Origin of the sequence: Methylovulum miyakonense HT12 (genome assembly GCF_000384075.1) — a bacterium.
GTDB classification, from domain to species: Bacteria; Pseudomonadota; Gammaproteobacteria; order Methylococcales; family Methylomonadaceae; genus Methylovulum; species Methylovulum miyakonense.
Window position 1 is genome coordinate 1,514,434 of sequence record NZ_KB913025.1, and the last position, 26,950, is coordinate 1,541,383.

Consider the following 26,950-nt stretch of genomic DNA (forward strand, 5'->3'; position numbering starts at 1 on the left):
AACGGGCAACAAACCCGTTCCAGCGTATGCCTATCAATTGCCCGCTTTGTTTATCAAACCCGCAAATCCTTCACCACCCTTACCACATCAAGCGTATCAGCCACTGTTTCGACACTAAACCCCAGTTTTTTCAGCAGCGATAACATGCCGCTATTCACAGCCAACACTTCCGCTTCAAAAAACGTGATGCCTTTGTTTTTGGCGGTTTGCATCAGGGCGTTCATGAGCTTTGTGCCTATTCCCAGACAATGGCAATCGTCCGCCACCACCAAGGCAAATTCGACCGAATGGCCGTCGGGATTTTTGATATAACGCCCCACGCCGAGTTCGTTAGGCATATTGGCATCCTCGGTCACGGCGACAAACGCCATTTCGCGGTCATAATCAATTTGCGTGAAGCGCACGACCATTTCCGGGGTCAATTCATGCAGGGCTTGGCGGAAACGGAAGTGTTTGCTTGTTTCGGACAAGCGGTGGACAAAATCCTTTTCCATCACGGCGTCTTCAGGGCGGATGGGGCGGATGGTGATGTTGGTGCCGTTGGTCAGTTGGTGATGCTGGGCCAGTTCATGCGGATAAGGATGTATCGCCATGTGCGCATAACGGTTCAGTTGGTGCGAGACTTCGGCTTTGATACGGGCATCGACGGCAACCGCGCCGTTTTCGTCGACAATCAGCGGGTTGATGTCCAGCTCCAAGATCTCCGGCAACTCGCTGACCATGGTCGAGACATTCAGCAACACGTCGACCAAGGCTTGGGTGTCGGCGGGCGGTAATTGCCGGAAGGCCCGCAAATATTTGGCGGCTTTGGTTTTCGCCAGCATCTGTTCGACCATGTAGGCGTTCAACGGCGGCAGGGCGACCGCGCTGTCCTTCAATATTTCCACCATCGTGCCGCCCAAACCGACGCTGATGGCCGGGCCGAACACCGGATCCCTGACCACGCCGATCATGATTTCCCGCCCGCTAACCGCTTTGAACATCGGTTCGACGGTCATGCAGACTTCTGTGATTTCAGGATGCTTTTGTTTAATGGCGGTTTCCATTTCGACGAAGTGGCGCGATATGTCCAGCACGCTGCCGATGTTCAGGCGCACCCCGCCAATATCGGATTTATGGCTGAATTCGGCCATATTGACTTTCAGCACCACCGGGAACCCCAGGGTCTCGGCGGCGATCATCGCGTCTTTGGCGTTGGAGACTTTAATGGTTTGCGTCACTTTGATATGGAACGCCGCCAATACCGCTTTCGCTTCCTGTGCGGTCAGCACTTGGCGGCCTTCCGCCAGTACCCGTTCGATGATCAACCGCGCCCCCGCCACATCCGGCGTTGCCAAGTCGTCGCCCGGCATAGGGATTTGTTTCAAGAGGATTTGGTTTTGCATGTAATGCGCCAGAAAGGAAAACGCATCCACCGCCACTTCCGGCGTACTGAAGTGCGCGACATTGCTGTTGGCGAACAGGTTGCGGCCTTCCTGCACCCGCGCCCCGCCTGTCCAGGTCGCCAATACCGGCTTTTTGCTGGCTTTTGCACCGTCGATAATGCTGTGCGCGACTTGGGTGGGGTTGGTCATCGCTTGCGGGGTCAAAATCACCAAAATGCCGTCGATGTTGTCATCGGCGAGGCACACGTCCAAGGCTTGTTGGTAACGTTCGGAGGTGGCGTCGCCGAGAATATCGACCGGGTTGGCGTGCGACCAATGCGGCGGCAACACGGCGTTTAAGGCGGTGATGCTGGCTTCGCTAAGCCCCGCCATTTTCACGCCGACATCTTCGGCGCGGTCGGTCGCCATCACACCGGGGCCGCCCGCATTGGTGATGATGGCCAGCCGGTTGTCCTTCACGACATAGTTGTTCGCCAAAATCCGCGCCGCCGAAAACAGTTCGGTGATGCTATATGCCCGCACCACGCCGGCCCGTGCAATCGCCGCATCAAACACATGGTCACCGCCGACCATCGCCCCGGTATGCGACATCGCCGCCTTGCAGCCCGCTTCGTGGCGGCCAGATTTGATCAGGATTACGGGTTTCAAGCGTGCCGCGGCTTTCAGCCCGCTCAAGAAGCGGCGGGCATCGCGGATGCCTTCGACATACATCAAAATCCCTGTGGTTTTGCTGTCGGTCGCCAGATAATCCAGCACCTCGCCAAAATCAATGTCCGCCGCCCCGCCCATGGACACCACGGTGGAAAAACCGATGTCCTGGGATTTGGCCCAGTCCAAAATTGCCGTGCACACCGCGCCGGATTGCGACAGCAAAGCCAAGCTACCGTCTTTGACAACACCGTCGCCAAACGTGGCGTTCAAGTGCCCGTTAGGGCGGATGACTCCTAAGCAATTAGGGCCGATGATGCGGATGCTGTAACGGTGGGCAATGTCCAGCACTTCCTGCTGCAAGCGTTTGCCCTCGTCACCCAATTCGCCAAACCCTGCGGTGATGATGATAATGGAAGTGACGCCTTTTTCGCCGCATTGGCGGACTATGCCGGGCACGCTGGGCGCGGGCGTGGCGACCACCACCAAATCCAAGTCTTCGGGGACTGACGTCAAATCAGGGTAGGCCTTCAAGCCTAGCAAGGTGTCGCGTTTGTTATTGACAGGATACAACCCGCCTTGGAACCCGGCCTCCTGCATATTGAGCAATAGCCGGTAACCCACGCTGTCTTCGCGCTCGGACGCGCCGACAATGGCGACGGTTTTAGGGGTGAAAAAACGGCTTAAATAATGTGGGCCCATGGTGGCTCCTTTGTGAAAGAATTAAATAGGCCAAGGGTAGCATTTTTGGGGTTATCCCTGATTAAATTTTCGTGAAAAAAAACGATGCAAGGGGCGGCTTCATTTCCCGAATGGTTAATCGTGGGTGGTTAGGCATCTGTATCCAAATTGCCTAAGGTGTGGTTTATTTTGTGCCGTTGGCCGTGGTATTTTGGGGGTGGCAGGTCTTTGGGCTTATCCGGCGCCATCATCCACGTATCCCGCATAGGCGAAAGTACAGGTGTCCGCTTGGCGGATGCTCTAGTGCTCAGTCAATGTTGAATGGTCAGTATTATTTTCGTAGGGGCGGGCGGTTGCCCGCCTGATCGCTACGGATGTTGGCACAGGCCATAAACAAGGCGGACAACCGTCCGCCCGGGTTTAGGCTGGCCCGACAAAAAATCAATGACCGGGCATTAGGGTGTTTCCGCACTATTTCAATGCGGTATTTTCCTTTGTGATGTATCTAATATTTTGTTTTTATAGAAATTCTATTATTAAGCATGAATTTTGCATATTAAATGCGGCAAACTACGGCTAGGTAATTTTTCACATTCTGATGCGGTAAAGCTGAGGTAATTTCATGACAGAAAAAAAAGTAAGCCCCAGTCTGAGTCACTTTTTGGAGGATAAGGAGCGCATGTTGGGCGCCCTGATGAGGAACCTTAAGGGGATGGTGTATTGTTGCCTGCCCGATGAGCATTGGACGATGGTGTTTGTCAGCGATGGCTGTCTGGGGCTCACGGGTTACGCCGCCGAAGATTTTCTGTTTAACAAAAAAATCACTTATGAAGAGATGACGTTTGTGGATGACCGGGCGTGGGTGCGCAAGAGGATTGAAAAATCCATATTGCTCAGCGAACACTTCGAAGTGGATTACCGCATTACCCATGCCGATGGCAGCATCCGCTGGGTGCATGAAAGTGGCGGGCCAATCTTCAACGAACACGGCGGGCTGGAAGCTTTGGAAGGGTTCATTAAGGACATTACCCAGCATAAGCAAAACGAACTGCTAGCGAACGAGGCGGAGGAGCGTTACCGTTCCATTTTTGAAAATGCCATTGAAGGGATCTACCAGACCAGCCCTTCCGGGCAGTACCTGAATGTCAATCCGGCTTTGGCGCGGATCTATGGTTACGATTCGACTAGCGAGCTGATGCGCAGCATTTGCGATATCCAAAACCAGCTTTATGTCGATTCCGGCAAACGTGCCGAATTTGCCGGGTTGATGAAGGCGCGCGGGCAGGTACAAAACTTCGAGGCTCTGGTTTACCGCAAGGACGGCGATATTATCTGGATCTCGGAGAACGCCCATGAAGTCCGTGATGCCAGCGGTAAGCTGCTGTACTATGAAGGCACGGTGGAAGACATTTCTGAGCGCAAAAACTATGAGCGCCAGATAGAATTCCAGGCAACCCATGATAGCCTGACGGGCTTGCCCAACCGCACCTTGCTGGCTGACAGGCTCCAGCAGTGCATGGGCTTTACGGATTGTTACGGCGGCAAGTTGGCGGTGGCCTTTATCGACCTTGACCAGTTTAAGCATATCAATGACAGCATGGGCCACCATATCGGCGATGAGCTCTTGGTGACGATGGCGGGGCGCTTATCGGCTTGCGTGCGTGAATCTGACACGGTGATACGCTTAGGCGGGGATGAATTCGTGCTGCTGTTGACCAGCCTCCAGAAAATTGATGACATCACGCAATCTATGCAGCGCATCCTTGCCGCCGTGTCCGCCCCTTGGATGGCTGAGGGGCGCGATTTTGTCATTTCTTGCAGTATCGGGATTGGCATCTACCCTGGCGATGGGGCGGACCCCAACACCTTGCTCAAAAATGCCGACACGGCGATGTACAAAGCCAAGCAGTTGGGCCGCAACAATTTCCAGTTTTACACCCACGAGCTCAATGAGGTGTTGACGGAACGGATGGAGATTGAATATCGCTTGCGCCGCGCCATAGAAAACGAAGAATTCCTGCTGCACTACCAGCCCAAAGTGGACTTCGCAACGGGCAAGGTGTGCGGTGCCGAAGCCTTGCTCCGTTGGCAGCCCCCCGGTGAAAGCATGATCCCGCCTATGAACTTTATTCCGGTGGCTGAAGAAACCGGGCAGATCGAAGAGATTGGCCTGTGGGTGCTGATGGCCGCCTGCCGCACGGCCAGCGGATTTAAAAAGCTGATGGGGCGGCCTGTCCCCATTGCCGTCAACGTGTCGCCGCGCCAGTTCCGGCAACATAATCTGGTCAGTATCGTGGAGTCGGCACTCAACAGCACCGGGCTAGACCCGCAATGCTTGGAATTGGAAATTACCGAGAGCTGCCTGATCCAAGACACCAGTTATTTCATCAAAACGCTGCATGACCTCAAAGCCCTTGGCATCAAGCTGGCGATTGACGATTTCGGCACCGGCTATTCCAGCATGGCCTATCTCAAGGACTTTCCGGTTGACCGGCTGAAAATTGACAAGGTGTTTGTCGGTAATCTGGAAACTGAATCGACCAATATCGCCATCCTTAAGGCCATCATCGCGCTTGGGCACGGCTTGGGCATAAAGGTGGTGGCCGAAGGCGTGGAAACGACCTACCAGCAGGCGTTCTTGCATGGGATAGGTTGTGACGAATTTCAGGGCTATTATTTCAGCAAACCCCTTCCGGTTGACGCGTTTGTGGATTTGCTGGCTAAAAACATGTGACCCCTCTTTTTTAGAAATTGGCCGGAATTGCTATTGGACTGAGGGGGGGCATCTGGTTGTGCCTTTGGGGGCGTACATCATACGCTTTCCCCGTCAGGCCATCTTACCTCGTTTTAGCGTCTTCAATTTCCCCCAAAAATTGCGTGACCCAGCCTTCAACACGCGGCAAGCAACCGTTTAGCGAGGCCTGCTTTTCTGGGATGGCGAAGTAGTCGGGTTCGTGGAGGTAGGGGTTAGTGATCCTGCCGACATCCATCGCATCGTGGCTGAGGTCGACGATACGCCCGTCGATAATATTGTACTGATGTTCATAATGCCCATGGATAGCCCCGCCAAACACACAGCTCATAAACAAACTGCCATATTTGCAAGCCCCGGAGAGGTCGTTAGGCGGGATGACGCCACGTTCGGCAGCTTGTTCGCACCATTTTCGGAACACAAAATCTTTGGCTAGGGCAAAACGTTCATAGGAATAGGCAAGCTGTGCTTCGCGTTCTAGCGTCCAATCGGTCATGTGAAGGGCCCGGATAATGGTGGTAGGTCTTCAATGATAAATTGAAGGGAGGCTTATAGCGTACCATGAGATGCCTAAAATTGTGGGGGACTTTCGCGGGAATGGTTTTTTGCGGGACGAGGTTTGTTACCAATGCCGTTAAGTTAAACCGTTCATGCTTCGACAGGCTCAGCACGAACGGTTTAACTTAGGGGTGTCGGATTTTCCATTCTTCCTTCGACAGGGCTCTCCTGAGGTATCGAAGGGCTCAGGACGAACGGAAAAATCCTTAACTTAACGGCATTGGGTTTGTTACCCTATCCTTAACGTTTAGCCCGTGTGGATAGGTCAAACGTTACGGAACGGGTAGCAAACCTATTCCGGATAAAGGTTGGTGGGGCTAAGTCAATGGGGTTTTTCTTGTGCCCGGTGCCGCCACTTGGCCACATCCAAGCCATCCAGCAAACCGTCGGCAAACTCACATGCCGCCGCCAAATGTGTTTCAGCGGCTGCACTCAAACCCTCGCCCAATTCAAATGATTCCCCCTTGATGCTCAACAAAAAACAGGGGGGCGGAGTTTGTTTTTTTATGCTTTGATAAACGGCCAACACCGCCGCCGGGCTCATGGCGTGGGTGGTGTAACTGTCATCCCTGGCGGGCGCGAGCTCGACAAAATCAAAGGCATGGCCGCACACGACCGATGCGTCGACAAACAACACTAGCTCGCGGTTTTCCAAATCCAGCGCATGTTCGATTTGCAATTGGAAATCGGAGAGTATCTCTACGGCACGCAAAACCGGTTTTTCACGCCGTTCGATGTATTCCAACAGCAACGGCCCCAAAGCATCGTCACCACGGCTAAGGTTGCCATAGCCAAAGACCAAAACAGGCTTAGTTTCAGGCACGCTCAATCTCGCCGTCGCTGTGCTTGACCAATTTGTCGATCAACACGCCGTCAACATCGCGCAATTCCAATTGCAACGGCATTTTGCCGACCGCGTGGGTGGCGCAGGACAGGCACGGGTCATACGCACGTATCGCCACTTCCAGGTTGTTGAGCAGTGGTTCGGTCAACTCGCGCCCGGAGAGGTATTCGGCGGCGACTTGGCGCACCGATTCGTTCATCGCCATGTTGTTGCTGGTGGTGGACACGATCAGGTTGGCTTTGGTGACGATGTCGTTTTCATCGACTTGGTAATGGTGGAACAAGGTGCCGCGCGGGGCTTCAATCACGCCGATGCCTTCGTAACGTTTCTCACCTTGCGCGACCAGCTCGCCGCTGAGTAAATCACCATCGTGCAACAAGTCTTTGATGCTTTCCGCGCAGTGCAAGACTTCAATCAGCCGCGCCCAATGGAAGGCCAACGTGCTATGCACCATCGCCTCGACCGCCAGGGATGGTGGGAGTGCGGCAGCGGATAGGGAATCCGCGCCGCCGCCGTGGGCTTTGAATTCGACCCGCGCCGCTTCCGCCAACGGCGTGTTGATAAAATCACAGTTGTTCACCCGCGCCAAGGGCCCGACGCGGTACCAGCCATCTTCCTTGCCTTGCGACAGCAGGTAAGGGAATTTCATATAGGTCCACGAGCGCACTTCTTCGTGGATCAGGTCGTTATAGCAGCAATAATCGAAATGGTCGGTGATGGTTTCGCCAGCGGCATTTTTGGCGCGGATGCCGCCGTGGTACAACTCCAACGCGCCGTCAGATTTCACCAAGCCCAGATAATTGCTGCGGATGGTCGCAAACTCATCGTAATACGGCAGGTTGGCGCAATGGACTTTTTTAATCAAAGCCACCGAATCAACAGCCCATTGGATGATCTGGTCAATATCCGCCAGCAGATAATCGCGCTCTTCCTTGCTCAGGGCTTTGTTCATACCGCCCGCAATCGCGCCCGTGCCATGCACCCGTTTGCCGGACACCATACGGATCACCTCTTGCCCGTATTTGCGCATCTTCACGCCTTGCAGGCCAATGTCAGGATAATCCGTCAGCACCGCGATGATGTTGCGCTTGCCGATGTCGCTTTCAAAGCCAAACAACAGATCAGGGCTGGAGAGATGGAAAAAATGCAGGGCATGGGATTGCAACACTTGCCCGAAATGCAGCAGGCGGCGCAGTTTGTCGGCCGACACGGGCAAACTTTCCGGGTCAACGCCGACCAGTTGGTCTATGGCTTTGGCCGCCGCCAAATGGTGGCTGACCGGGCAAATGCCGCACAGCCGCTGCACCAGCACCGGCAATTCCCAATACGGGCGGCCTTGGATGAAGCGTTCAAAGCCACGGAATTCCACGATATGCAAACGGGCTTGCTGGACTTTGTTGTTTTCGTCCAGCAATAACGTGACCTTGCCGTGGCCTTCCACGCGCGACACAGGATCGACAACGACACGTTTTAACGTGTCACGGTTAGCGGCGGTTTCTAAATGTTCGTACATGATGGCTCTCGGTTTGGGCTATGTAGCAAGGATCGGTTGTAGGATGGACCTAATGGAGGGATGCCCATCGTTTGCACTTATTTTTCATAATGATATTTGCAACTTACGATAATGAGCTTATCTGCTTCAACTTTATAAACCAAGCGATGCTCATCATTAATACGTCGTGACCAATAGCCCCGTAATTCATGCTTTAAGGCTTCGGGTTTACCTAAACCCGTATACGGATTACGTGCAGTTTCCTTAATCAAGCTAACCAAACGCTTATAAAGTTTTTTGTCGCCGCTCGCCCAATCCGTAAAATCTTCAAAAGCACTTTGTTCAAAAACAATGTTCATGACAAAACATCTAAATCAACCGTTACGCAGTGGCCTTTATTGACATTATCCAGTGCCGCCAATAACCGGGCTTTATTTGCCGGATTGCCCAGTAAATAATCGGTTTCATCTTGCTCGGTTTCTGCCGTTTCGCAAATAGCAATTTCAATATTTTTGTGTTGAAATTGTGCTTTTACTGAGGCCAAAAAATTCTCGTTTAACTCGTCAGCGTTGATTTTATAGAGTGTGTACATGGTTTTTCCTGTAAAAAATATCCTTGTCTCCAAGTCCAGCTTGGAGACAAGGATTAAAACTTCAACCGTAAGCTGCCGGCGCAAAAATCAATAGCCTGTTCTTGCCAAATAATGGAACGCCCTTTATTACCGATTTGCACTTGGTTAAAAACAACTGGATTTTTTAGCTTTGTCATCACGCCTTTTTCCAGTAAATCGCTGAAATCGGCGGTAATTATCGCGTTATCGCTATAGGTTATTTTGATGCTGTGATTTTTGGCATTGGGTTCTATAGCCTTAATTTGATGGAACATGACATTACTCTAACAGTTCGATAGCAATAGGGGGGCAACAAGTTGAAGTTAAGTTGCCCGCATTTCCAAGCTGGAGCTTGGGAACCAGCGTTAAATTTTTCGTTTAACTTTAATCTCATCAATTGCATAAGGAGGGTTTCTCTTATGCAGCATAGCATGGCAATTTGGGCAAACAGGATTGAGATCATTTATTGGATCAACCTCATAACCTTCTCGAATTTCGGACAGTTGCGTTAGATGATGTACATGTATGAATCCTTTGCCAATTTCACCGTACGCCTTTTCAAAATCAAAACCGCAAACTACACATTGAACGCCATAATGTTCAATACATTTGGCTCTGGCAACTTGATTTCTTTCATAAGAATTTACTTGAACAGTTTTTGGAATGCCTTCAAATAACGATTCAGTTTTATCCAGCTCATCTGGATAAATTGGTATCATGTTCGAGGAAAGAATTTTCTCATGTTGAGCGATTATGGTTTTTATGCTTTTTAATTTTGTTTTACCAAGACCTTCATAATATTCGATGTGCTTATTTGCGGATTTAATCGCATTACCTAATTTGATAACGCCATAGTCCCTGAAAATGTGAGTAAGAAGGTAATCGGTTTGTTCTGCGTTATTATTTGTTCTAACGTATTTTTCGCCATCCATCATGGCCTTAAAATTGAGGATATAGCTAGACGCTGAATTTCGATTCATTCCAATTTTATCTACTAAATAATCAATTGCTTTTTTCTTAACGAGTTTCCCTTGATACACATCAACTGATACTTTGTAACCAGCCTCAATCATTTTTGTTGTTATTTTCATAATTCAAATGAAACAAATTTCTGTATCTCCGCCAACGCCGCCTTCGCCAAAAATCCCGAACGGGTCAAGTGATGTGACTTGGCATAACGGTCAATGCTTTGTACCAAATTTTCCGGCAAGGAAATATTGATACGGATGGGTTTGGTGGATAAGCGGGAGGTATCGACATCCACCAGCATCCACGCGCCACCTTGGTAATTGGGATTAGTGATGATTTTTTCTAATGGCGTGGGGGCGGGGATGTCCATGTCTTCGCCTTCGCAATACAACTCAATGGCTTCTTGGATCATAGCGGGCAACGCTTCCCAATCATCGGCTGCTGAGAAACAGCCAGGGAAGTCAGGGACGGTCACGCCATGTGCATGGGTTTTATCGCCCACATGGACATAAACGGGATACAGCATTATTTCCACTCCCAACCGGCTTGCCGGTAAATATTTCTTAATGTGCCTATCGCCATGTCTTTGCGCGGATGCGGCACAACGACATGGCCTTGTTTATCAGGGTGTTTGAACTTTAAATGGTCGCCTTTGCCGCCGACATTAAGCCAGCCTTCGTCGGTTAATCGCTTGATGACGTCTTTGCTGTTCATGGTTAATTATACACAAAAATTTAGGCGCGATTATCTAGGCTTGGTAGGGTGGGTACATGCTTTTGTGCCCACGCGTAACGATGATGTGATAAAAGGTGGGCAAAACAGCCTGCCCACCCTACCGGATTGTGTCTGTTATCAATCAAAGTGCACCAATTCATAATCCAATTCCGGCTCCCTGCCTTCCAACAAATCCGTCAAAAACTTCCAAAACACATCCGCCGATGGCGGGCAGCCGGGCAGGTAATAATCTATTTTCACGACTTCATGGATCGGGCGGACTTTGTCCAGCAATAGCGGCAATTCGATGTCACTGGGGATTTGCGGGTTTTCGACACCTATGCCGTCCAGATAAGCTTCGCTCAGGCATTCTTCCAACGGGATGAAGTTGCGCATCGCGGGCAAGCCGCCGTTGATCGCGCACGCGCCGACGGCCACGAGGATTTTGCAGTTCTTGCGAAATTCGCGCAGGGTGTGGACGTTTTCGGAATTGCACACGCCGCCTTCAATTAGGCCGATGTCGCAGTTGGAGCAGTGTTCGATGTCGGTGATCGGCGAGCGGTCGAATTCGACGTGTTCGGCGAGGGCGACTAGGCGTTCGTCCAAGTCTAAAAACGACATGTGGCAGCCGAAGCAGCCCGCCAGCGAGGTGGTTGCGACTCTGATTTTATTCGCCATGATGTTGCTCCGTTAACAGGCTCACTTCATCTATTTCGTGGTGGTCGTAAATGCGTTGGCCTATCGGCACCTGGTAGCCAGTGCGTTTGATGAGGATCGCTCCGGTCGGGCAGATGTGCGCGGCTTTGTCGTGCATGTCCAAATCGGTGTCTTTCAGTTGGCCGCTTTCCGAATTGACGATCAGATGTTTGTTGATGCCGCGCCCACTGATGGCGAACACGTCTTTGCCGTCATGCTCGCGGCTGGCACGCACGCACAGGGTACAGAAGATGCAGCGGTTGTGGTCGATTAATACATCGGGATGAGATGCGTCCATTTCCCGGTGCGGGTAAAACAGCGGGAAATGGTCGTCGAGCATGTTCAAATGGTAGGCCACGGCTTGCAGTTGGCAGTTGCCGGATTTTTCGCAGGACGGGCAAAAATGGTTGCCTTCGACAAACAACATTTGGGTGATTTTTTTGCGGTCGTCGGTCAGCTCTTGGGTGTTGTTCAACACGTCCTGGCCTTCGGCGGCGGGGAAGGTGCAGGCGGAACAGTTGCGCCCGTTGACTTTGACCGTGCACAGTTTGCAACTGCCATGCGGTGTGAACTCAGGATGGTGGCATAGATGCGGGATGTACACGCCCGCCGCCGTCGCCGCCTGCATGATGGTTTGCCCGTCTTCAAACGGGATGGTTTTGCCGTCTAGGGTGATGGTTTTACTCATGATCTTCTCCAACTTGCGCCAAATGCGCCGCCGCATCGTTACGGTTCGCCATGCGCCGTGCCGTTTCCAAAGCCGCATCCAAATCAAACCCCGGCTCGTAACTGATTTTTTTCAATTGCGCCTGATACAGCTCCGGGTAACGCTCCAAGGTCGTGATGATGGGGTTGGCGGCAGTTTGCCCTAGTCCGCAATGGCTGTGGTTTTTGACCAAACGGCACAGCTCTTCCAAAGCCACCACGTCACCCGCCGAGCCGTGGCCTTCGACAATTTTATCGAGCTGCTTTTTCAATAAGGACGTGCCAACCCGGCAGGGTGTGCAAAAGCCGCAGCTTTCATGCGCGAAAAAATGTGTGAAGTTATTCACAATATCGAGGATATTGCGGCTGTTGTTGAAGATGATGAACGAGCCGCCCGTCGCCAGGTCTTCAAAGGCCAGTTTGCGGTGGAATTCCTGGTTGGAGATGAAGGTGCCGGATGGCCCGCCGATTTGCACACCTAGCACATCGTCCGCGCCGCAACCGTCCAATATCGTTTGTATGGTCGTGCCGAACGGGTACTCATAAATGCCCGGACGGGCGCAATCGCCGCTGATGCTGAGGATTTTGGTGCCTTTGGATTTTTCCGTGCCGATGCCGGAGAACCAGCCGCCGCCGTGCACGGCAATCGCCGCCGCCGCCAAAAACGTCTCGACATTGTTGACCACCGTGGGTTTGCCCAGATAACCCTGGGTGACCGGATACGGCGGGCGGTTGCGCGGTATGCCCATTTTGCCTTCCAGCGATTCGATCAGGGCCGATTCTTCGCCGCAAATGTAAGCCCCTGCGCCCAGGCAGATTTCAATGTCGAAATCAAAGCCTTGCCCTAAGATATTTGTGCCCAGCAAACCAGCGTCGCGCCGTTGTTGCAACACCGTTTGCAGTTTGTCGTACAAGAACAAATATTCGCCGCGCAAATATAAAAAGCCTTGCTCCGCGCCGATGATGGACGCGCACACCGTCATGCCCTCAAACACCTGGTCGGCATAGCGGTTCAGCAACACGCGGTCTTTAAACGTGCCGGGCTCCCCTTCATCGGCGTTGCAGATGACATAGCGTTGCGGTTTTTTTTGCGCGTCTATATCGCAAAACGCATCTTCTTCCGGCCCTTCATAACACAAATGCCATTTCCAGCCCGTGGTGTAGCCTGCCCCGCCCCGACCCCGCAAACCGGATTGGGTGATTTCCGCCAGCGTTTCCTGCAAGCCGCGTTTAAATGTCGCCTCCAAGGCGGAGCCATAGGCGATGGGCTGGCCTAGCAATAGGCCGGGCTGATAAATGTTATCGGCCACCTGGAATAATTCGGCGGGCCATTGCTCCAGCGGTTTTTGCTGGTCGATCAACCCGGCAATCAAGTCAATTTTTGTGACGTCCAAGCGTGTCAACGCACGGCCATTGACCAAACCCGCCGGGCCTTGGTCGCAGAGGCCAGTGCATGAGGTATTGTCCAGGCTGACCATGCCATCGCCACGCACCCCGCCGACTGTAACCTTTAATTTTTCAGCCAGATAGCCCATTAACTGATGCTTGCCTAGCATGTGGTCGGTGACCGAATCGCTGACCAGCAATTCATACTGGCCTCTGGGCTGTAAATGGAAAAAACTGTAAAACTCGGCCACGCCGATAATTTGTGTGCGCGGGATAGACAATAGCCCGGCCAGTTGCCCGATGGCCTGTTCTGGGATGTAGTGGAAACGGGCTTGCACGGCCCGCAACATAGCAAGCAAATGCGTGGCTTGATGGCCGTGTTGTGCGGCGAGATCCTGAATAAATGGTTTCATAGGCTGCTCTGCTTTAAGTTTCAAAGTGATGGTGGGCAATGCTGTTTTGTCTTTATTCCATCAGGGCAAGCGCATATAAAATGAATAAAATATCAATGACTTATATTTTAACGTCGTATAGATGAATGCGGGATGGGGTTTGAAACCCCATCCTTAACGTTTTGAGCCACCTAATAGACACTAAAAACGTTACGGAACGGGTTACAAACCCGTTCCAGCACTCTTGTCTTGATGCTGGGTTGGTGTCGGCAAACCCGAAATTTTGTAACTTATTGATTGTTTAATTTATTTATATGCGCTTGCCCTTGCCCTGTTTATTCCATTGGGTACACGCCATTATTGCGGCATTTATGATGTTTTCGTATTAATTTTGAAAAAAAGTATAAACCTAAGCCCTACCTAAGCGCTGTTCCGTTTCCAATACCAGTTGGGTGGTTTTTAGTACCGTGTCCGGGTTTAAGCTCATGGAATCAATACCACAACTTACCAGATATTCCGCCATTTCAGGGTAATCCGACGGGGCTTGCCCGCATAATCCGCAATGCCTATGGTTGCGGTGCGCCCCGGTCACGGCCAGGCGGATCATTTCCTTAACCCCCGCATCGCGCTCGTCAAAATCAGCGGCGACAATGGCGGAATCGCGGTCCACACCCAAGGTCAATTGAGTCAAGTCGTTGGAGCCGATGGAAAAACCGTCGAATAGTTTGGAAAACTCATCAATCAGGATGACGTTGTTGGGAATTTCGCACATCACATAGATTTCCAAGCCATTTTTGCCACGCTCCAAACCCAGTTCCGCCATATACGCCAACACGCGTTGGGCTTCGTCGATACGGCGGCAGAACGGGATCATCAGGATCACGTTCGTCAATCCCATATCCTCACGCACCCGTTTCATTGCCGCGCATTCCAATGCAAAGCCTTCGGCATACGCCGGATGGCTGTAGCGGGACGCGCCACGGAAGCCTATCATCGGGTTTTCTTCATTGAATTCAAACCATTTTCCACCCAACAACGTGGCGTATTCGTTGGTTTTGAAGTCGGACATGCGCACGACCACAGGTTTGGGATAAAACGCGGCGCCAATCGTCGCCACGCCTTCGGATAGGCGTTGGATGAAAAAATCGGCGGGGGTAGGGTGGTTGCGCGTCAGTTCGGTCAGTTGCTCCAATTCATCGGCGTCTTGGACGCGTTCAGGATGCAGCAAGGCCATCGGGTGCGCCTTGATGTATTCGGTGATGATGAACTCCATGCGCGCCAAACCCACGCCGTCATTGGGCAAGAAGCTGGTCTTGAAGGCCAGTTCAGGGTTGCCGATGTTGAGCATGATCTTGGTTTTTGGGCGTTTTAGGCCGGACAGGTCTGTGGTCTGTATTTCAAAATCCAAAACGCCTTCATAGACTTTGCCGTTATCGCCTTCGGCACAGGACACGGTCACGGGCGAGCCGTCTTTAATCGTGGTCGTGGCGTTATCGCAACCAATCACCGCCGGAACGCCCAGCTCGCGGGAAATGATCGCCGCGTGGCATGTCCTGCCACCGCGGTTGGTGACGATGGCGGAGGCGATTTTCATCACCGGTTCCCAATCGGGCGTGGTCATGTCGGCTATCAGCACATCGCCCGCCTTGAAACTGCCGAGTTGGTTGACATGCCCGATAATCCGCGCCGTCCCCGTGGCGATTTTGCTGCCCACCGCGTGGCCTGTGACAATGGCTTGGCCTTTGCCTTTCAGCACATACTGTTCCAAGACCATGCCGCTGAGTTGCGACACCACAGTCTCAGGCCGCGCTTGGACGATGTAGAGCTTACCGTCGAGGCCGTCTTTCGCCCATTCCATATCCATCGGTTTGGCGTGTCCGGCCTTGTCGCTGTAATGTTGCTCGATTTTCAGCGCGTAATCGGCTAGGGTCAGCACGTCGGCATCGTCCAAGCAGAAACGCCCGCGCTCTTCCTCAGACGTGACGATATTGCGGGTCGGCTCACGGGTGCGCCCGTCGCTGTAAACCATCTTGATTTTTTTCGCGCCCAAGGTGCGTTTCAGCACGGCGCGGTGGCCTTGGCGGAACGTGGGTTTGTGGACGTAAAATTCATCAGGATCGACCGCGCCTTGCACGACGTTCTCACCCAAGCCATACGCCCCGGTGATGAACACGACATCGCTAAAACCGGATTCGGTGTCCAGCGAGAACATCACGCCGCTGGCATCCAAATCCGAGCGCACCATCTTCATGATACCGATGGACAAGGCCAGTTTGAAATGGTCGAAACCTTGGTCGATGCGGTAGTGGATGGCGCGGTCGGTGAACAGGCTGGCAAAACAGCGTTTGCACGATTCCAACAAAGCTTGCTCGCCGCGTATGTTCAGGTAAGTGTCTTGCTGGCCTGCGAAACTGGCGGTCGGCAAATCTTCGGCGGTGGCCGAACTGCGCACCGCGACGCTTAAGTCCTCGCCATATTGGGCTTGCAATTGCGCGTAGGCGGCGAGGATTTGCTTGATTAAATCATCAGGCAATGGCGCGGCGTAGATAATCTCGCGGGCTTGCAGGGCGCGTTTGGCCAGGTCGTTGACATCGTCGGGGTTTAACGCATCCAAAGCCTTATGCAACCCTGTCCAACCATCGGCCTTGTCCAGCACATAACGGTAAGCCTCGGCGGTGATGGCGAAACCGTTGGGGATGAGGATGCCTTGCGGCGTGAGTTCCTGGTACATTTCGCCTAGTGAGGCGTTTTTGCCGCCGACTAGGGGGATGTCATTTATGCTTAGTTCGTTGAACCAGCGGATGTAGTTATTAGTGATCATCTTGTTTCTCCAGTTGTTTTTGTTTTGGGGAGATTTGGGCTGGGCGGTATTTTGCCCGTCCTCCGGCTTAGTGTTTTGGAGCCATCAATAAACTTACTTCTTTCGGGTATATTACCAGTTACTAAAGGGATACGCATGAACATAAAATTAGCAGACCTAATCGCCGCCATAGATTTTGTCAGTGCTTCGCCTTATGAAAATAAAGCCTTTTTGCATAAAACCAGTGGTGAAATTTATTGGCAATCTGAAGAGGGTTTCGGTCTTGAAGATTTGCCGGAAGATATTGACGGTGAAAATTATTTGGAGATTCCCAGCAATCACGAACTGGATTTGGGTAAACATTTAGTGATGGAATTTGTGTATGAATTTTTGCCGGATGCGGCAAGCGAGGTGCAAGCCATATTTAGGAAAAAAGGCGCGTATTCGAGGTATAAATCGCTGTTAGACAACCATGATTTGTTAGACCAATGGCATCAATATCAAGCCGATGCCCAAGAGCGGGCGATACGGGAATGGTGCGAGGAGAATGGGGTTGAGGTAGATGGTTGATTTTGTGGCTGGGTTACCAAGCTATTGATTAATCATATGCGTTGCCAATTGTTGCAACGCATTGCGGAGATTAGTTTCCAGTGTGGCATCCATCGGTATATCGGCTATCGCCTTATTCATGCACAACATCCATTGGTCGCGTTCAGATTCGCCAATCGCAAACGGTAGATGGCGGGCACGCAACATAGGATGACCGAATTCTTCAATAAACAAATTAGGGCCACCTAACCAGCCTGACAGAAACTTGAACAATTTGTTTTTAGCGGAGGAAAGATCGGCCTGATGGATAGCACGAATGCCTGCCGCTTCGGGTAAGGTATCCATGTAAAAATAAAAGCGGTCGACCAAGTTAAGAATGGCTTGTTCACCACCCATTGCGCCGTAAGGTGTTTGGGTTGTCATTGCGAATTGTTTTGTAAGATTGGTAAGTTGTTGATGGTGAATAATTAGATTGTAGGATGTGCCGACGATAGGAGGCGCATCGTTCGCGTTACAGTTTTATGTGTAGGGCGCATTAGCGATAGCGTAATGCGCCGGATGTTTGAGGTTAACATACGGTGCAATACGGCTATCGCCTATTGCACCCTACAAAATGCGTGTTACGAGTTAGCGCCGGGTGTTGGATAGTAAATTAAAGACCGTTGGGCGAGGTACAGACTTAAGCAAAGCACCAGATAAATGCCCATAATGGCAAAAGTCATCACAAAAAAGCGCGGCATGTTAATTTCCAAAAAAAATCAGGCTAACAATATTACCGCAACACCCCCGCCGGATAAGAATAATTATCCAACACCTGCACATAATTCGCCCGTTCATACGCGCTGGGGTCTATCGCATGTTGTTGGCTGACGCTGCCTTTGAGTTGCTGGATGGATTGGTATTCATGCTCGACCAGCCAGTTTTCCAGCTCGGTGAGCAAGTCACGCAGGCGTTCCGGGCCGTGCATGAGTAACACGCTGCACAGTTGCACAATGTCCGCGCCCGCCAATAAGGCCTTTAAAATCTCCGGTGTGTGGTGGAAACCGCCGGTGACCGCCAGCGAGGTGTTGACCCGCCCGTACATCAATGCTGTCCAGCGGATGCGTAATAAAGCTTCGGCGGGCGTGGACAGCTCCAGTTTCGGCACGATGTGCAACGTTTCCAAATCAATGTCGGGCTGGTAAAAGCGGTTGAACAGCACTAAGCCGTCGGCTCCCGCCGCCGCCAAACGTTTGGCAAAATTGACCGGCGAGCTGAATTGTGAGGACAATTTCAGGGCAATCGGCAGGCTGATGTTGCGTTTAAGTTCTTGCAGGATGTTGGTGTAGCGGTTTTCGACAGTCACGCTGTTTTCGTCGCTGTCTGCGGCGAGATGGTAGATGTTCAGTTCCAAGGCGTCCGCCCCGGCTTCTTGCAAGGCCGATGAGTAATCCAGCCAGCCGCTTATCGACGTGCCGTTCAGGCTGGCGATCACGGGGATATTGAGGCGGCTTTTTAGTTTTTGCAAATGTTCCAGATACTGGTCTTGGTAAGTCCGCACGTTATCCGGCAAGGGATGGAAAGAGTCGGCTTCGCCGTGGCCTATCGCTTGTTGGTAAAAAAAACGCTCCAGCTGTTGGGCTTCGGATTCCATTTTTTCTTCAAATAGCGAGTACATGACTAAAGCCGCTGCCCCGGCATCTTCCAGGCCCAAGGCGCTGCTTAGGTCTTTGCTGAGTGGCGAGGCGGATGGCACCAGGGGGTTGGCCAGTGTTAGGCCGAGGTAGTTTGTGCTTAAGTCAACGGTGGTTAAATCAATCATGGTTGGCCTCTGTTTTTATCTGTGCTTTAACCGCCGAAACCGAGGTGTTTTCATCCCAGTTCAATTCCGACAATTGTTTGTAGTAATGGTAGCGGTGCCTGACGTCCTGCTGCGCCTGTTTTAAAAACGCTTCCGCCGCCTCCGGTTGGCTTTGCCATAACATGCTGAAACGGGTTTCGCTCATGACGAAATCACGGTAGGGGATGGACGGTTCGGCGGAATCCAGGTGCATGGGGTTTTTGCCTTGCTGGATTTTGCCGGGGTCAAACCGGAACAACGGCCAATGCCCGCTTTTCACCGCCAGATTTTGTTGGCGGTGGTTGTTGGACAAATCCACGCCATGCGCGATGCACGGCGCGTAGGCGATGATGATGGACGGCCCGTCGTGGGCTTCGGCTTCCAAGAATGCGCTCAGGGTTTGCGTGTCCTTGCCCGCATAAGCGACATGGGCGACGTAGACGTTCGGGTAGTCCATCGCCAGCAAGGCCAAGTCTTTTTTCGCCGTGGCTTTGCCGCCCGCGGAGAATTTCGCCACCGCGCCCAGCGGCGTGGATTTGGACGTTTGCCCGCCGGTGTTGGAATAGACTTCGGTGTCCAGCACCAGGATATTGACGTTGCGCCCGCTGGCCAGCACATGGTCGAGTCCGCCGAAACCGATGTCGTAGGCCCAACCGTCGCCGCCGATGATCCAGACGCTTTTTTTGCACAGGTTGTCAGCAAGTTCCAACAAAGTCTTGGCTTTGCTGTCAGTCATCGCCTCCAAGCATTGTTTCAATTCCGCGACCCGCTCGCGTTGTTCGTAAATGCCCGCTTCATCGGATTGGTCGGCTTCTAAAATAGCGTCCACCCAGTCTGTAGGATGGGCTGACGACTGCATGGATGCAGGAGGTAGGGCAACGTAGGGAGCAGTTGCCGAGCTACGAAACCCTTCGTCCGCGATTGATGGGCTTCCTTCGTCAGCCCATCCTACAACGATAGCGTCCCGCAATGATAAAAGCAGTTCCCGCGCATAACCGGTCTTTTTGTCGATGGCGACGCGGATGCCCAAACCAAATTCGGCATTGTCTTCAAACAGCGAATTGTTCCACGCCGGGCCGCGCCCGTCGGCATTTTTTGTCCACGGTGTGGTCGGCAAATTGCCGCCGTAAATGGACGAGCAACCGGTGGCGTTGGCGATGACCATGCGGTCGCCGAACAATTGCGAGGCGAGCTTTAAATACGGTGTTTCGCCACAACCCACACATGCACCGGAAAATTCAAACAAGGGTTGCAACACCATCGAGCCTTTGATGGTGTTGGTTTTCAGCAGGCGGCGGTCATATTCGGGGATGCCCAAAAAGAACTCCCAGTTGACCTTTTCGCTTTCACGCAACGGCGGTTGCGGCTGCATGTTCAGGGCCTTGCGGCTGGCGTTGGACTTGTCGCGGATCGGGCAAATGTCCACGCACAGCGTGCAGCCCGTGCAATCTTCTGACGACACCTGATAGCTCATCGCCAAGCCCTCAGGAAAGTCTTTGCCCAGCATTGCCGCATGTTTGAACGTTGCTGGCGCGTTGGCCAGCAATTCGGTTTCGTAGATTTTGCTGCGGATCACGCCGTGCGGGCACACCATCACGCATTTGCCGCATTGGGTGCATAAATCCGTTTCCCAGACCGGGATTTCCAAAGCCAAATTACGTTTTTCGTAAGCCGCCGTGCCGGTAGGGTAAGTGCCGTCGATGGGCATGGCGCTGACGGGCAACAGGTCGCCGTGTCCGGCGATGATCTGGGCGGTGACTTGTTGCACGAAGTCGGGGGCGGTGGTTGGGATGCGCGAAGCGATGGCGCAATCGGAATCCAAAACCGTTTTTGCACGCCAATCAACCTCGTACAAATTCGCCAAAGTTTCATCTATGGCTTTGAAGTTCAATTCAACAACGCGCTGGCCTTTTTTGCCGTAAGTTTTCTCCGCCGCATGTTTGATCGCGGCAATCGCGTCAGCCTTGGGCAACACGCCGGAAATGGCGAAAAAGCAGGTTTGCATGATGGTGTTGATGTGCTTGCCCATGCCGCACAAGCCAGCGACTTTGTAACCGTCTATCACATAAAAACGGATATTTTTGGCGCGGATTTGTGTTTGCATCCGTACTGGCAGCGATTCCCAAACCGTATCGGCAGTTTGTGGCGTGTTCAGCAAAAACACGGCGTTATCCGCCGCGTTTTCCAGCAGTTCGTAGCGTTCCAGGAAAATGGTTTGGTGGCAGCCGATAAATTGCGCGTCGTTGTCGGCGATCAGGTAAGTGGAGCGGATGGGTTTGGCGCCAAAACGCAAATGCGATACCGTGACCGCGCCGGATTTTTTCGAGTCGTAGACAAAATAGCCTTGCGCATATAAGTCCGTTTCTTCGCCGATGATTTTGATGGTGTTTTTGTTCGCGCCGACCGTGCCGTCACTGCCCAAACCGTAAAACATGGCCTGGAAAGTGCCGCTACGGGCGTCGGTGCGGTAGCTGTCATCCCAGGCCAAACTGGTGTGGGTGACATCATCATGGATGCCGATGGTGAACTGGTTTTTCGGTTGGGCTTGTTTCAGTTCGTCAAAAATAGCCTTGACCATGCCGGGCGTGAATTCTTTGGATGACAAACCATAGCGCCCGCCGATGATGGTCGGGAAGCCGGAGAATTTGCCAGGGTTTTGCGCGATGGCGGTGACGACATCTTTGTACAGCGGCTCGCCGTCCGCGCCCGGTTCTTTGGTGCGGTCCAGCACGGCGATTTTCCGGCAGGTGGCGGGCAGGGCGGCGATCAATGCATCGGCGGCGAAGGGGCGGAACAGCCGCACTTTCAGCACCCCCACCGCTTCGCCGTTGCGGTTCAGATAATCCACCGTTTCCTGCGCCGCTTCCGCACCTGAACCCATCAGCACGATGACGCGCCCGGCGTTTGCCGGGCCGACATATTCAAACAATTGGTACTGGCGGCCTGTCAAGCCAGCGAATTTGTCCATCGCATCTTGGACGAGTTGCGGCATGGCCTGGTAATAGCCGTTCACCGCTTCCCGCGCCTGGAAATAGACATCGGGGTTTTGCGCCGTGCCACGCAGCACCGGATGGTCTGGCGACAAACCGCGCTGGCGGTGCGCGTGCAGCGCGGTTTCGTCAACCATTGCCGTCAATATCGCATCATCAAGCAGGTTGATTTTGGCGATTTCATGCGAAGTCCTAAAACCATCAAAAAAGTGCATCACCGGGATACGCCCCGCTAGGGTCGCGGCTTGGGCTATCAAGGCAAAATCCTGCACTTCCTGCGGCGAATTCGAGCACAGCATCGCAAAGCCTGTCATCCGCGCCGACATCACGTCGCTATGGTCACCAAAAATCGACAAGGCTTGGCAGGCCAGCGAGCGGGCGGCGATATGGAACACCGTGGAGGTGAGTTCGCCAGCGATTTTGTACATATTCGGCAGCATCAGCAACAAGCCTTGCGAAGCCGTGAAGGTGGTCGCCATCGCCCCGGCCTGCAAGGCGCCGTGTATCGCCCCCGCCGCGCCTGCTTCGCTTTGCATTTCGATGACTTGCGGCACCGTCCCCCATAAGTTCACTTGCCCGCGTGCCGACCATTCATCCGCCCATTCGCCCATCGGCGAGGCGGGCGTGATCGGGTAAATGGCGATGACTTCGTTGAGCTTGTGGGCGATGGCGGCGGCGGCTTGGTTGCCGTCGATGGTTGCGGTTTGCTGTACTTGCATAAAATACCTCTGGCGATGGGTAAAAATACGGCGCTATAAATCTGCAAATCGAAAACAATGACCGTGGCGGACGGGCATAAAATAACTCAGGCAAATGGCGGCGGCGGTGTGTGGGGTATTTATTACCCAATAGGGTTTGGGTCACCATCCCTCCTGCATGCCCTGGGTCATTTGCCATCAAGTTAGGCGTTGTGGGTTAAACACTGCGCGCCCTGACCACAAACCGATGGCATCCTGCCATCGGATGTTATCGGTGAAAACGGTTTAGTGGTAAGGTAAGCAAATCCTAATGATCTTAATCCTAATAAGGGATTTATTCGAGCATAATTTATCGGTTTGTCATTTCATGGCGCGGTATTATTTGGCTGCGATGATACGCCAACAGTATTGGGCCTAACGATGGCCCATCAATTTACGGGTTCACTTTCTCTATGAATGATTTCTTAGGCACAACGCCCACACGCTATCTTATCCCCGCCGTTTTTCTGACGGCCCTTTTGCTGTTGAGCTACCGGGTGCTCAACGAGTTTATGGTCAGCATCGTCTGGGCTTTTATCATCGCTTATGTGACGTGGCCGCTATACAGCCGCTTGCGCCATCAGCTTAAAGGCAAGGCCAACCTCAGCGCCGGGGTGATGACGGCCATCATCACGGCGGTCATTTTTTCGATTATTTTCTGGTTGGTCGCGGTGCTTCAGGATGAAGTCAGGATGGCCTATCAAACCTTGGTCAGCAGTTATGGCCAACAGCCTTACCATTTGCCGGCCGCCATCAAGAAAATACCGTGGCTGGAAAATTATTTACAGCCGTGGGTGGAACGCCTAAACCATGACCGGACGGGTCTAATCACCCAAATTGCCGAATCCGCCAAACAATGGCTGGGGCATTTTGCCCAATTTTTGGGTGGCATAGGCCAGTATGTGATGAATTTTGGCTTTACCCTGGTGACCTTGTTCTTTTGTTTCCGTGATGGCGACGCGGCGGTCAGCCAGTTACGCCGTGGGGTCATCCATTTTCTGGGCGAATACCAAAATGTGTACCTGCAAGCCGTGGGTGATACGACCCGTGCCGTGGTTTACGGCTTGGTGCTGGCGGCCATGGGGCAGGGTTTTCTGGCGGGCATCGGTTATGTTGTCGCTGGTGTTGAAGCCCCCGTGCTGTTTGGGGTGATTACGGCGTTGTTGGCGATAGTGCCGATGGGTGCGATGGCGGTGTGGATACCGATAGGGGTTTCGCTGCTGCTTAGCGACCAGTGGGTTGCCGGAATCGGCCTGTTGGTCTGGGGGGTCGTTGCGGTGAGCACGGTGGATAATGTCATCCGGCCCCTGGTCATTAGCGGCACTAGCCAAGTGCCGTTTTTAGTGGTGATGTTTGGGGTTTTTGGCGGCTTGACGGCATTCGGCCCGGTGGGCTTGTTTTTAGGGCCGGTGATCTTGTCGGTCTTGTTGTCGGTGTGGCGGGCTTGGTTAAAATTACTGGCGGACGGGCCCATAACGGCCCCGGCTGCTGTCGCCCCCGTAGGCGGGCACGACTGGCACAGTTTGTCCATTGAAGAAACCCTGCACGGACAGGCTACGGATTTGGCGCAAGGCTTAAGCCAAACCGAAGCGGAAAGCCGTTTGCAACGCGTTGGTTTTAACCGTCTGGCAGAAAAGCCCCCGCGTCCGGCCTGGCATTTGCTGCTCTCCCAATTCAAAAGTTTCCTGATTGTGGTGCTGGTTGCGGCGGCCATTTTGGCGGCGACCATTGGCGACATTATGGATGGGGTGGTCATTATGGTGGTGGTCGTCATCAACGCCTTATTGGGGTTTTATCAGGAGTTTCAGGCGGAACAGTCGTTGTCCGCGCTGAAAAAAATGCTCACCTTGCAAGCGAAAGTCCGCCGTGGCGGAAAAATTGTTGAATTGCCCGCCGAGCAGCTGGTGCCGGGCGATATTGTGGTCCTGGAAGCGGGCAACAAAATCCCTGCGGATGGCCGTGTCGTGCTTGCCCGTACTTTGGAGGTGGATGAATCCTCGTTGACAGGCGAGTCATTGCCCGTGGACAAACAGGAACAGGCGCTAGCCACAAAAGCCGTGCCGTTGGCTGAACGCACCAACATGCTCTATATGAACAACGCCGTCACCCGTGGGCGGGCGGAAATGGTCGTCACCGCCACGGGCATGGGCACCGAAATCGGCAAATTGGCGGATTTGTTGTCGCAAACCGAAGAAGGCGAAACGCCTTTGCAAATCCAGTTGGGCAGTGTCGGCAAACGCCTTGCCTTGATTGCCTTGGGGGTCGTGGCGATTGTGTTTGCTGGGGCTTTATGGCGCGGCGAGCCTTTGGCCGATGCCGCTTTCACCGCGATTGCCCTGGCCGTCGCCGCCATCCCCGAAGGCTTGCCCGCCGTTGTCACGGTGACGCTGGCTTTGGGCATGCACCGCATGGCCAAGCAGCAAGCGATAGTCAAACGTTTGGCGGCGGTGGAAACCTTGGGCTGCACCACGGTGATTTGCACCGACAAGACCGGCACCTTGACCGTCAACCAAATGACGGCGCGGGCGGTTTTTTACAAAGGCCAAAATTATCACGTCAGCGGTGAAGGCTATCAAACCGTTGGCGAGATTTTGCCTAGCGATGCCAAAACGGCTTTGCCTGATTTACAGGATTTATTATTGCCGCTGGCCTTGTGCAATGACAGCGAATTACAAGGACATAAAATCATCGGCGACCCGATGGAAGGCGCGTTGCTGGTGCTGGCGGCCAAAGGGGGGATGGATAAACAGCAAGCCTGCGGGCAATGGCCGCGCCTGGCCGAAATCCCATTTGATGCCGAGCATAAATTCATGGCGACCTTCCATAGGCACGGCGAAGGCATCACCGTCTTCGTCAAGGGGGCGCCGGAAGTGTTGCTGGCGCTATGTGATTCGGTGCTGGATGAAAAAGGCCAGCCCTCCGGTATAGACAAAACGGCACTGCACCAGCAAAACGCCGATATGGCGGGCACCGGGCTACGGGTGTTGGGCGTTGCCGTGGCCCGGCTTGAGTTAGGGCAGGAAGCCCAGGTATTAGCTGGGGATTTATTCCACTATGTCCAAAAACTGACGTTTGTCGCCTTAGTGGGTTTGATGGACCCGCCACGGGCTGAAGCCAAGCAGGCCATCGCGCTATGCCAAAAGGCCGGGATTGCCGTGAAAATGATCACGGGCGACCAAACCATCACCGCCGCGGCGATTGCCAAAGAACTGGGTTTGGTTGGCGAGGTGGTCAATGGCACCGAATTGGCGGCCATGGATGACGATGTGCTGGCGGCGTGCATCAACGGCATTGCCGTCTTCGCCCGCACCTCACCGGAGCAGAAGGTTCGTATCATCAACGCCTTAAAATTGGCGGGGCATATTGTCGCGATGACGGGCGACGGCGTGAACGACGCGCCCGCCCTTAAAAATGCGGATTTGGGCATCGCGATGGGCATCTCCGGCACGGATGTCGCGCAGGAAGCGGCGGCCATGATCCTGGCCGATGACAATTTCGCCACGATTGTCAAGGCCGTCAAGGAAGGCCGCGGCATTTACGATAACATGATCAAGTTCGTCAGGTTCCAGTTGTCCACCAATATCGGCGCGATCCTGACGGTCATCAGCGCCCCGTTGTTGGGGATGCCTGTGCCGTTCACCGCCGTGCAGTTATTGTGGATCAACATCATCATGGACGGCCCGCCGGCGATGTCGTTAGGCGTTGACCCGATCAGCCCGCATAGCATGGACAAGATGCCGCGTGACCCGGAGGCGCGGATATTGTCTTGGCGGCGTTTTGGCAATTTGTTGTGCTATGGGCTGACGATGGCCGTAGGCACGCTGGGGATATTGTATTATGGCTTGCAGACGGGGACATCCGGCTATGCCACTACCTGGGCCTTCAACACCTTCGTGTTGTTCCAGATTTTCAACGTGTTCAATGCCCGCTCAGAACATGGCAGCACGTTTGCAAGCCATTTTTGCGCCAACAGATGGTTTTGGCTGGCGATAGGTTCGGTGCTGCTATTGCAATTGTTGATCATCAATTGGCCCCCTGCCGAGGCGATATTCCATACCACGGCCTTAAAGCCGGCAGATTGGCTGATTGCCACCGGCGTTGCGGCGTCGGTGCTGGTTTTTGAGGAGTTGCGCAAGTTGTTGTTCAGGCGCCCCTTATCGGCTTAAGGGCCAGCTGTTTTTTGGCGGGGCTCTGCACGCGGGGGCCGCCATTGCTAGCGGCAA

20 protein-coding genes are annotated in these 26,950 nt (G+C 53.2%); 3 read left to right on the top strand and 17 right to left on the bottom strand.

Going from position 1 to position 26,950, the window contains the following annotated elements:
- Nucleotides 1-53 precede the first annotated feature (53 nt).
- On the bottom strand, nucleotides 54-2,735 hold the full coding sequence (locus METMI_RS0107965; protein ID WP_019865753.1) for a bifunctional acetate--CoA ligase family protein/GNAT family N-acetyltransferase: 2,682 nt from the start codon (nucleotides 2,733-2,735) through the stop codon (nucleotides 54-56).
- Between the two features lie 601 nt (nucleotides 2,736-3,336).
- On the opposite strand from METMI_RS0107965, the gene METMI_RS0107975 reads away from it, so the two are divergent.
- Nucleotides 3,337-5,448 carry a putative bifunctional diguanylate cyclase/phosphodiesterase gene (locus METMI_RS0107975; RefSeq protein ID WP_029151546.1) on the top strand — a complete coding sequence of 704 codons (2,112 nt, stop codon included), beginning with the start codon at nucleotides 3,337-3,339 and terminating at the stop codon, nucleotides 5,446-5,448.
- A gap of 103 nt (nucleotides 5,449-5,551) precedes the next feature.
- On the opposite strand, the gene METMI_RS0107980 is transcribed toward METMI_RS0107975, so the two are convergent.
- From METMI_RS0107980 to ppsA, 13 genes are all read right to left on the bottom strand, one after another.
- The gene (locus METMI_RS0107980; RefSeq protein ID WP_019865756.1) at nucleotides 5,552-5,962 is read right to left on the bottom strand and encodes a hypothetical protein; all 411 of its coding nucleotides are present in this window, start codon (nucleotides 5,960-5,962) and stop codon (nucleotides 5,552-5,554) included.
- A gap of 384 nt (nucleotides 5,963-6,346) precedes the next feature.
- Nucleotides 6,347-6,847: a hydrogenase maturation protease gene (locus METMI_RS0107985; protein ID WP_019865757.1), complete on the bottom strand. Its 501-nt coding sequence runs from the start codon at nucleotides 6,845-6,847 to the stop codon at nucleotides 6,347-6,349.
- Nucleotides 6,840-8,381, bottom strand: coding sequence for a Ni/Fe hydrogenase subunit alpha (locus tag METMI_RS0107990; protein WP_019865758.1), 1,542 nt, complete (start codon nucleotides 8,379-8,381; stop codon nucleotides 6,840-6,842). Before METMI_RS0107990 ends, METMI_RS0107985 begins: the two co-directional genes overlap by 8 nt.
- A gap of 77 nt (nucleotides 8,382-8,458) precedes the next feature.
- A complete protein-coding gene (locus tag METMI_RS0107995; RefSeq protein ID WP_019865759.1) occupies nucleotides 8,459-8,719 on the bottom strand; it encodes a Txe/YoeB family addiction module toxin in 261 nt (86 codons plus the stop codon).
- Entirely contained in the window at nucleotides 8,716-8,952 is a 237-nt protein-coding gene (locus METMI_RS0108000) for a hypothetical protein (RefSeq protein WP_019865760.1), read from the bottom strand. The genes METMI_RS0107995 and METMI_RS0108000 overlap by 4 nt, the downstream gene beginning before the upstream one ends.
- A gap of 53 nt (nucleotides 8,953-9,005) precedes the next feature.
- Complete coding sequence (locus tag METMI_RS0108005; RefSeq protein WP_019865761.1) at nucleotides 9,006-9,245, bottom strand: DUF2442 domain-containing protein; 240 nt, start codon at nucleotides 9,243-9,245, stop codon at nucleotides 9,006-9,008.
- Between the two features lie 90 nt (nucleotides 9,246-9,335).
- Nucleotides 9,336-10,061 carry an HNH endonuclease gene (locus tag METMI_RS0108010; RefSeq protein WP_019865762.1) on the bottom strand — a complete coding sequence of 242 codons (726 nt, stop codon included), beginning with the start codon at nucleotides 10,059-10,061 and terminating at the stop codon, nucleotides 9,336-9,338.
- A complete protein-coding gene (locus tag METMI_RS0108015; RefSeq protein WP_019865763.1) occupies nucleotides 10,058-10,465 on the bottom strand; it encodes a type II toxin-antitoxin system HicB family antitoxin in 408 nt (135 codons plus the stop codon). The genes METMI_RS0108010 and METMI_RS0108015 overlap by 4 nt, the downstream gene beginning before the upstream one ends.
- Nucleotides 10,465-10,653, bottom strand: a complete 189-nt coding sequence (locus tag METMI_RS0108020) for a type II toxin-antitoxin system HicA family toxin (protein WP_019865764.1) — start codon at nucleotides 10,651-10,653, stop codon at nucleotides 10,465-10,467. Before METMI_RS0108020 ends, METMI_RS0108015 begins: the two co-directional genes overlap by 1 nt.
- Nucleotides 10,654-10,791: 138 nt before the next feature.
- A complete protein-coding gene (locus tag METMI_RS0108025; protein ID WP_019865765.1) occupies nucleotides 10,792-11,331 on the bottom strand; it encodes an NADH-quinone oxidoreductase subunit B family protein in 540 nt (179 codons plus the stop codon).
- Nucleotides 11,321-12,037 (bottom strand): 2Fe-2S iron-sulfur cluster-binding protein, encoded by a 717-nt coding sequence (locus METMI_RS0108030; RefSeq protein WP_019865766.1) that lies wholly within the window; start codon nucleotides 12,035-12,037, stop codon nucleotides 11,321-11,323. The genes METMI_RS0108025 and METMI_RS0108030 overlap by 11 nt, the downstream gene beginning before the upstream one ends.
- A complete protein-coding gene (locus METMI_RS0108035; protein ID WP_019865767.1) occupies nucleotides 12,030-13,853 on the bottom strand; it encodes an NAD(P)H-dependent oxidoreductase subunit E in 1,824 nt (607 codons plus the stop codon). Before METMI_RS0108035 ends, METMI_RS0108030 begins: the two co-directional genes overlap by 8 nt.
- A gap of 388 nt (nucleotides 13,854-14,241) precedes the next feature.
- Nucleotides 14,242-16,653: a phosphoenolpyruvate synthase gene (gene ppsA, locus METMI_RS0108040; protein ID WP_019865768.1), complete on the bottom strand. Its 2,412-nt coding sequence runs from the start codon at nucleotides 16,651-16,653 to the stop codon at nucleotides 14,242-14,244.
- 135 nt (nucleotides 16,654-16,788) lie between these two features.
- Here ppsA and METMI_RS0108045 point away from each other — a divergent pair, with 135 nt between their 5' ends.
- The gene (locus METMI_RS0108045) at nucleotides 16,789-17,202 is read left to right on the top strand and encodes a UPF0158 family protein (protein WP_019865769.1); all 414 of its coding nucleotides are present in this window, start codon (nucleotides 16,789-16,791) and stop codon (nucleotides 17,200-17,202) included.
- A 21-nt stretch (nucleotides 17,203-17,223) separates the two neighbouring features.
- Here the strand turns inward: METMI_RS0108045 and METMI_RS0108050 are convergent, their stop codons facing one another.
- From METMI_RS0108050 to nifJ, 3 genes are all read right to left on the bottom strand, one after another.
- Complete coding sequence (locus tag METMI_RS0108050; protein WP_029151548.1) at nucleotides 17,224-17,604, bottom strand: group II truncated hemoglobin; 381 nt, start codon at nucleotides 17,602-17,604, stop codon at nucleotides 17,224-17,226.
- Nucleotides 17,605-17,953: 349 nt separating this feature from the next.
- Nucleotides 17,954-18,982 (bottom strand): dihydroorotate dehydrogenase-like protein, encoded by a 1,029-nt coding sequence (locus METMI_RS0108055; protein WP_019865771.1) that lies wholly within the window; start codon nucleotides 18,980-18,982, stop codon nucleotides 17,954-17,956.
- Entirely contained in the window at nucleotides 18,975-22,709 is a 3,735-nt protein-coding gene (gene nifJ, locus METMI_RS0108060; RefSeq protein ID WP_019865772.1) for a pyruvate:ferredoxin (flavodoxin) oxidoreductase, read from the bottom strand. The genes METMI_RS0108055 and nifJ overlap by 8 nt, the downstream gene beginning before the upstream one ends.
- A gap of 431 nt (nucleotides 22,710-23,140) precedes the next feature.
- Here nifJ and METMI_RS0108065 point away from each other — a divergent pair, with 431 nt between their 5' ends.
- Complete coding sequence (locus METMI_RS0108065) at nucleotides 23,141-26,893, top strand: calcium-translocating P-type ATPase, PMCA-type (RefSeq protein WP_019865773.1); 3,753 nt, start codon at nucleotides 23,141-23,143, stop codon at nucleotides 26,891-26,893.
- Nucleotides 26,894-26,950: the final 57 nt, after the last annotated feature.

What these genes read in the sequence shown, in the direction of transcription:
- ppsA (WP_019865768.1), bottom strand. Translation starts at nt 16,653, where the DNA reads ATGATCACTAATAACTACATCCGCTGGTTCAACGAACTAAGCATAAAT.
- METMI_RS0108015 (WP_019865763.1), bottom strand. Translation starts at nt 10,465, where the DNA reads ATGCTGTATCCCGTTTATGTCCATGTGGGCGATAAAACCCATGCACAT.
- METMI_RS0107975 (WP_029151546.1), top strand. Translation starts at nt 3,337, where the DNA reads ATGACAGAAAAAAAAGTAAGCCCCAGTCTGAGTCACTTTTTGGAGGAT.
- nifJ (WP_019865772.1), bottom strand. Translation starts at nt 22,709, where the DNA reads ATGCAAGTACAGCAAACCGCAACCATCGACGGCAACCAAGCCGCCGCC.
- METMI_RS0108065 (WP_019865773.1), top strand. Translation starts at nt 23,141, where the DNA reads ATGAATGATTTCTTAGGCACAACGCCCACACGCTATCTTATCCCCGCC.
- METMI_RS0107990 (WP_019865758.1), bottom strand. Translation starts at nt 8,381, where the DNA reads ATGTACGAACATTTAGAAACCGCCGCTAACCGTGACACGTTAAAACGT.
- METMI_RS0107980 (WP_019865756.1), bottom strand. Translation starts at nt 5,962, where the DNA reads ATGACCGATTGGACGCTAGAACGCGAAGCACAGCTTGCCTATTCCTAT.
- METMI_RS0108005 (WP_019865761.1), bottom strand. Translation starts at nt 9,245, where the DNA reads ATGTTCCATCAAATTAAGGCTATAGAACCCAATGCCAAAAATCACAGC.
- METMI_RS0108025 (WP_019865765.1), bottom strand. Translation starts at nt 11,331, where the DNA reads ATGGCGAATAAAATCAGAGTCGCAACCACCTCGCTGGCGGGCTGCTTC.
- METMI_RS0107965 (WP_019865753.1), bottom strand. Translation starts at nt 2,735, where the DNA reads ATGGGCCCACATTATTTAAGCCGTTTTTTCACCCCTAAAACCGTCGCC.
- METMI_RS0108030 (WP_019865766.1), bottom strand. Translation starts at nt 12,037, where the DNA reads ATGAGTAAAACCATCACCCTAGACGGCAAAACCATCCCGTTTGAAGAC.
- METMI_RS0108035 (WP_019865767.1), bottom strand. Translation starts at nt 13,853, where the DNA reads ATGAAACCATTTATTCAGGATCTCGCCGCACAACACGGCCATCAAGCC.
- METMI_RS0108055 (WP_019865771.1), bottom strand. Translation starts at nt 18,982, where the DNA reads ATGATTGATTTAACCACCGTTGACTTAAGCACAAACTACCTCGGCCTA.
- METMI_RS0108020 (WP_019865764.1), bottom strand. Translation starts at nt 10,653, where the DNA reads ATGAACAGCAAAGACGTCATCAAGCGATTAACCGACGAAGGCTGGCTT.
- METMI_RS0108045 (WP_019865769.1), top strand. Translation starts at nt 16,789, where the DNA reads ATGAACATAAAATTAGCAGACCTAATCGCCGCCATAGATTTTGTCAGT.
- METMI_RS0108000 (WP_019865760.1), bottom strand. Translation starts at nt 8,952, where the DNA reads ATGTACACACTCTATAAAATCAACGCTGACGAGTTAAACGAGAATTTT.
- METMI_RS0108010 (WP_019865762.1), bottom strand. Translation starts at nt 10,061, where the DNA reads ATGAAAATAACAACAAAAATGATTGAGGCTGGTTACAAAGTATCAGTT.
- METMI_RS0107995 (WP_019865759.1), bottom strand. Translation starts at nt 8,719, where the DNA reads ATGAACATTGTTTTTGAACAAAGTGCTTTTGAAGATTTTACGGATTGG.
- METMI_RS0108050 (WP_029151548.1), bottom strand. Translation starts at nt 17,604, where the DNA reads ATGACAACCCAAACACCTTACGGCGCAATGGGTGGTGAACAAGCCATT.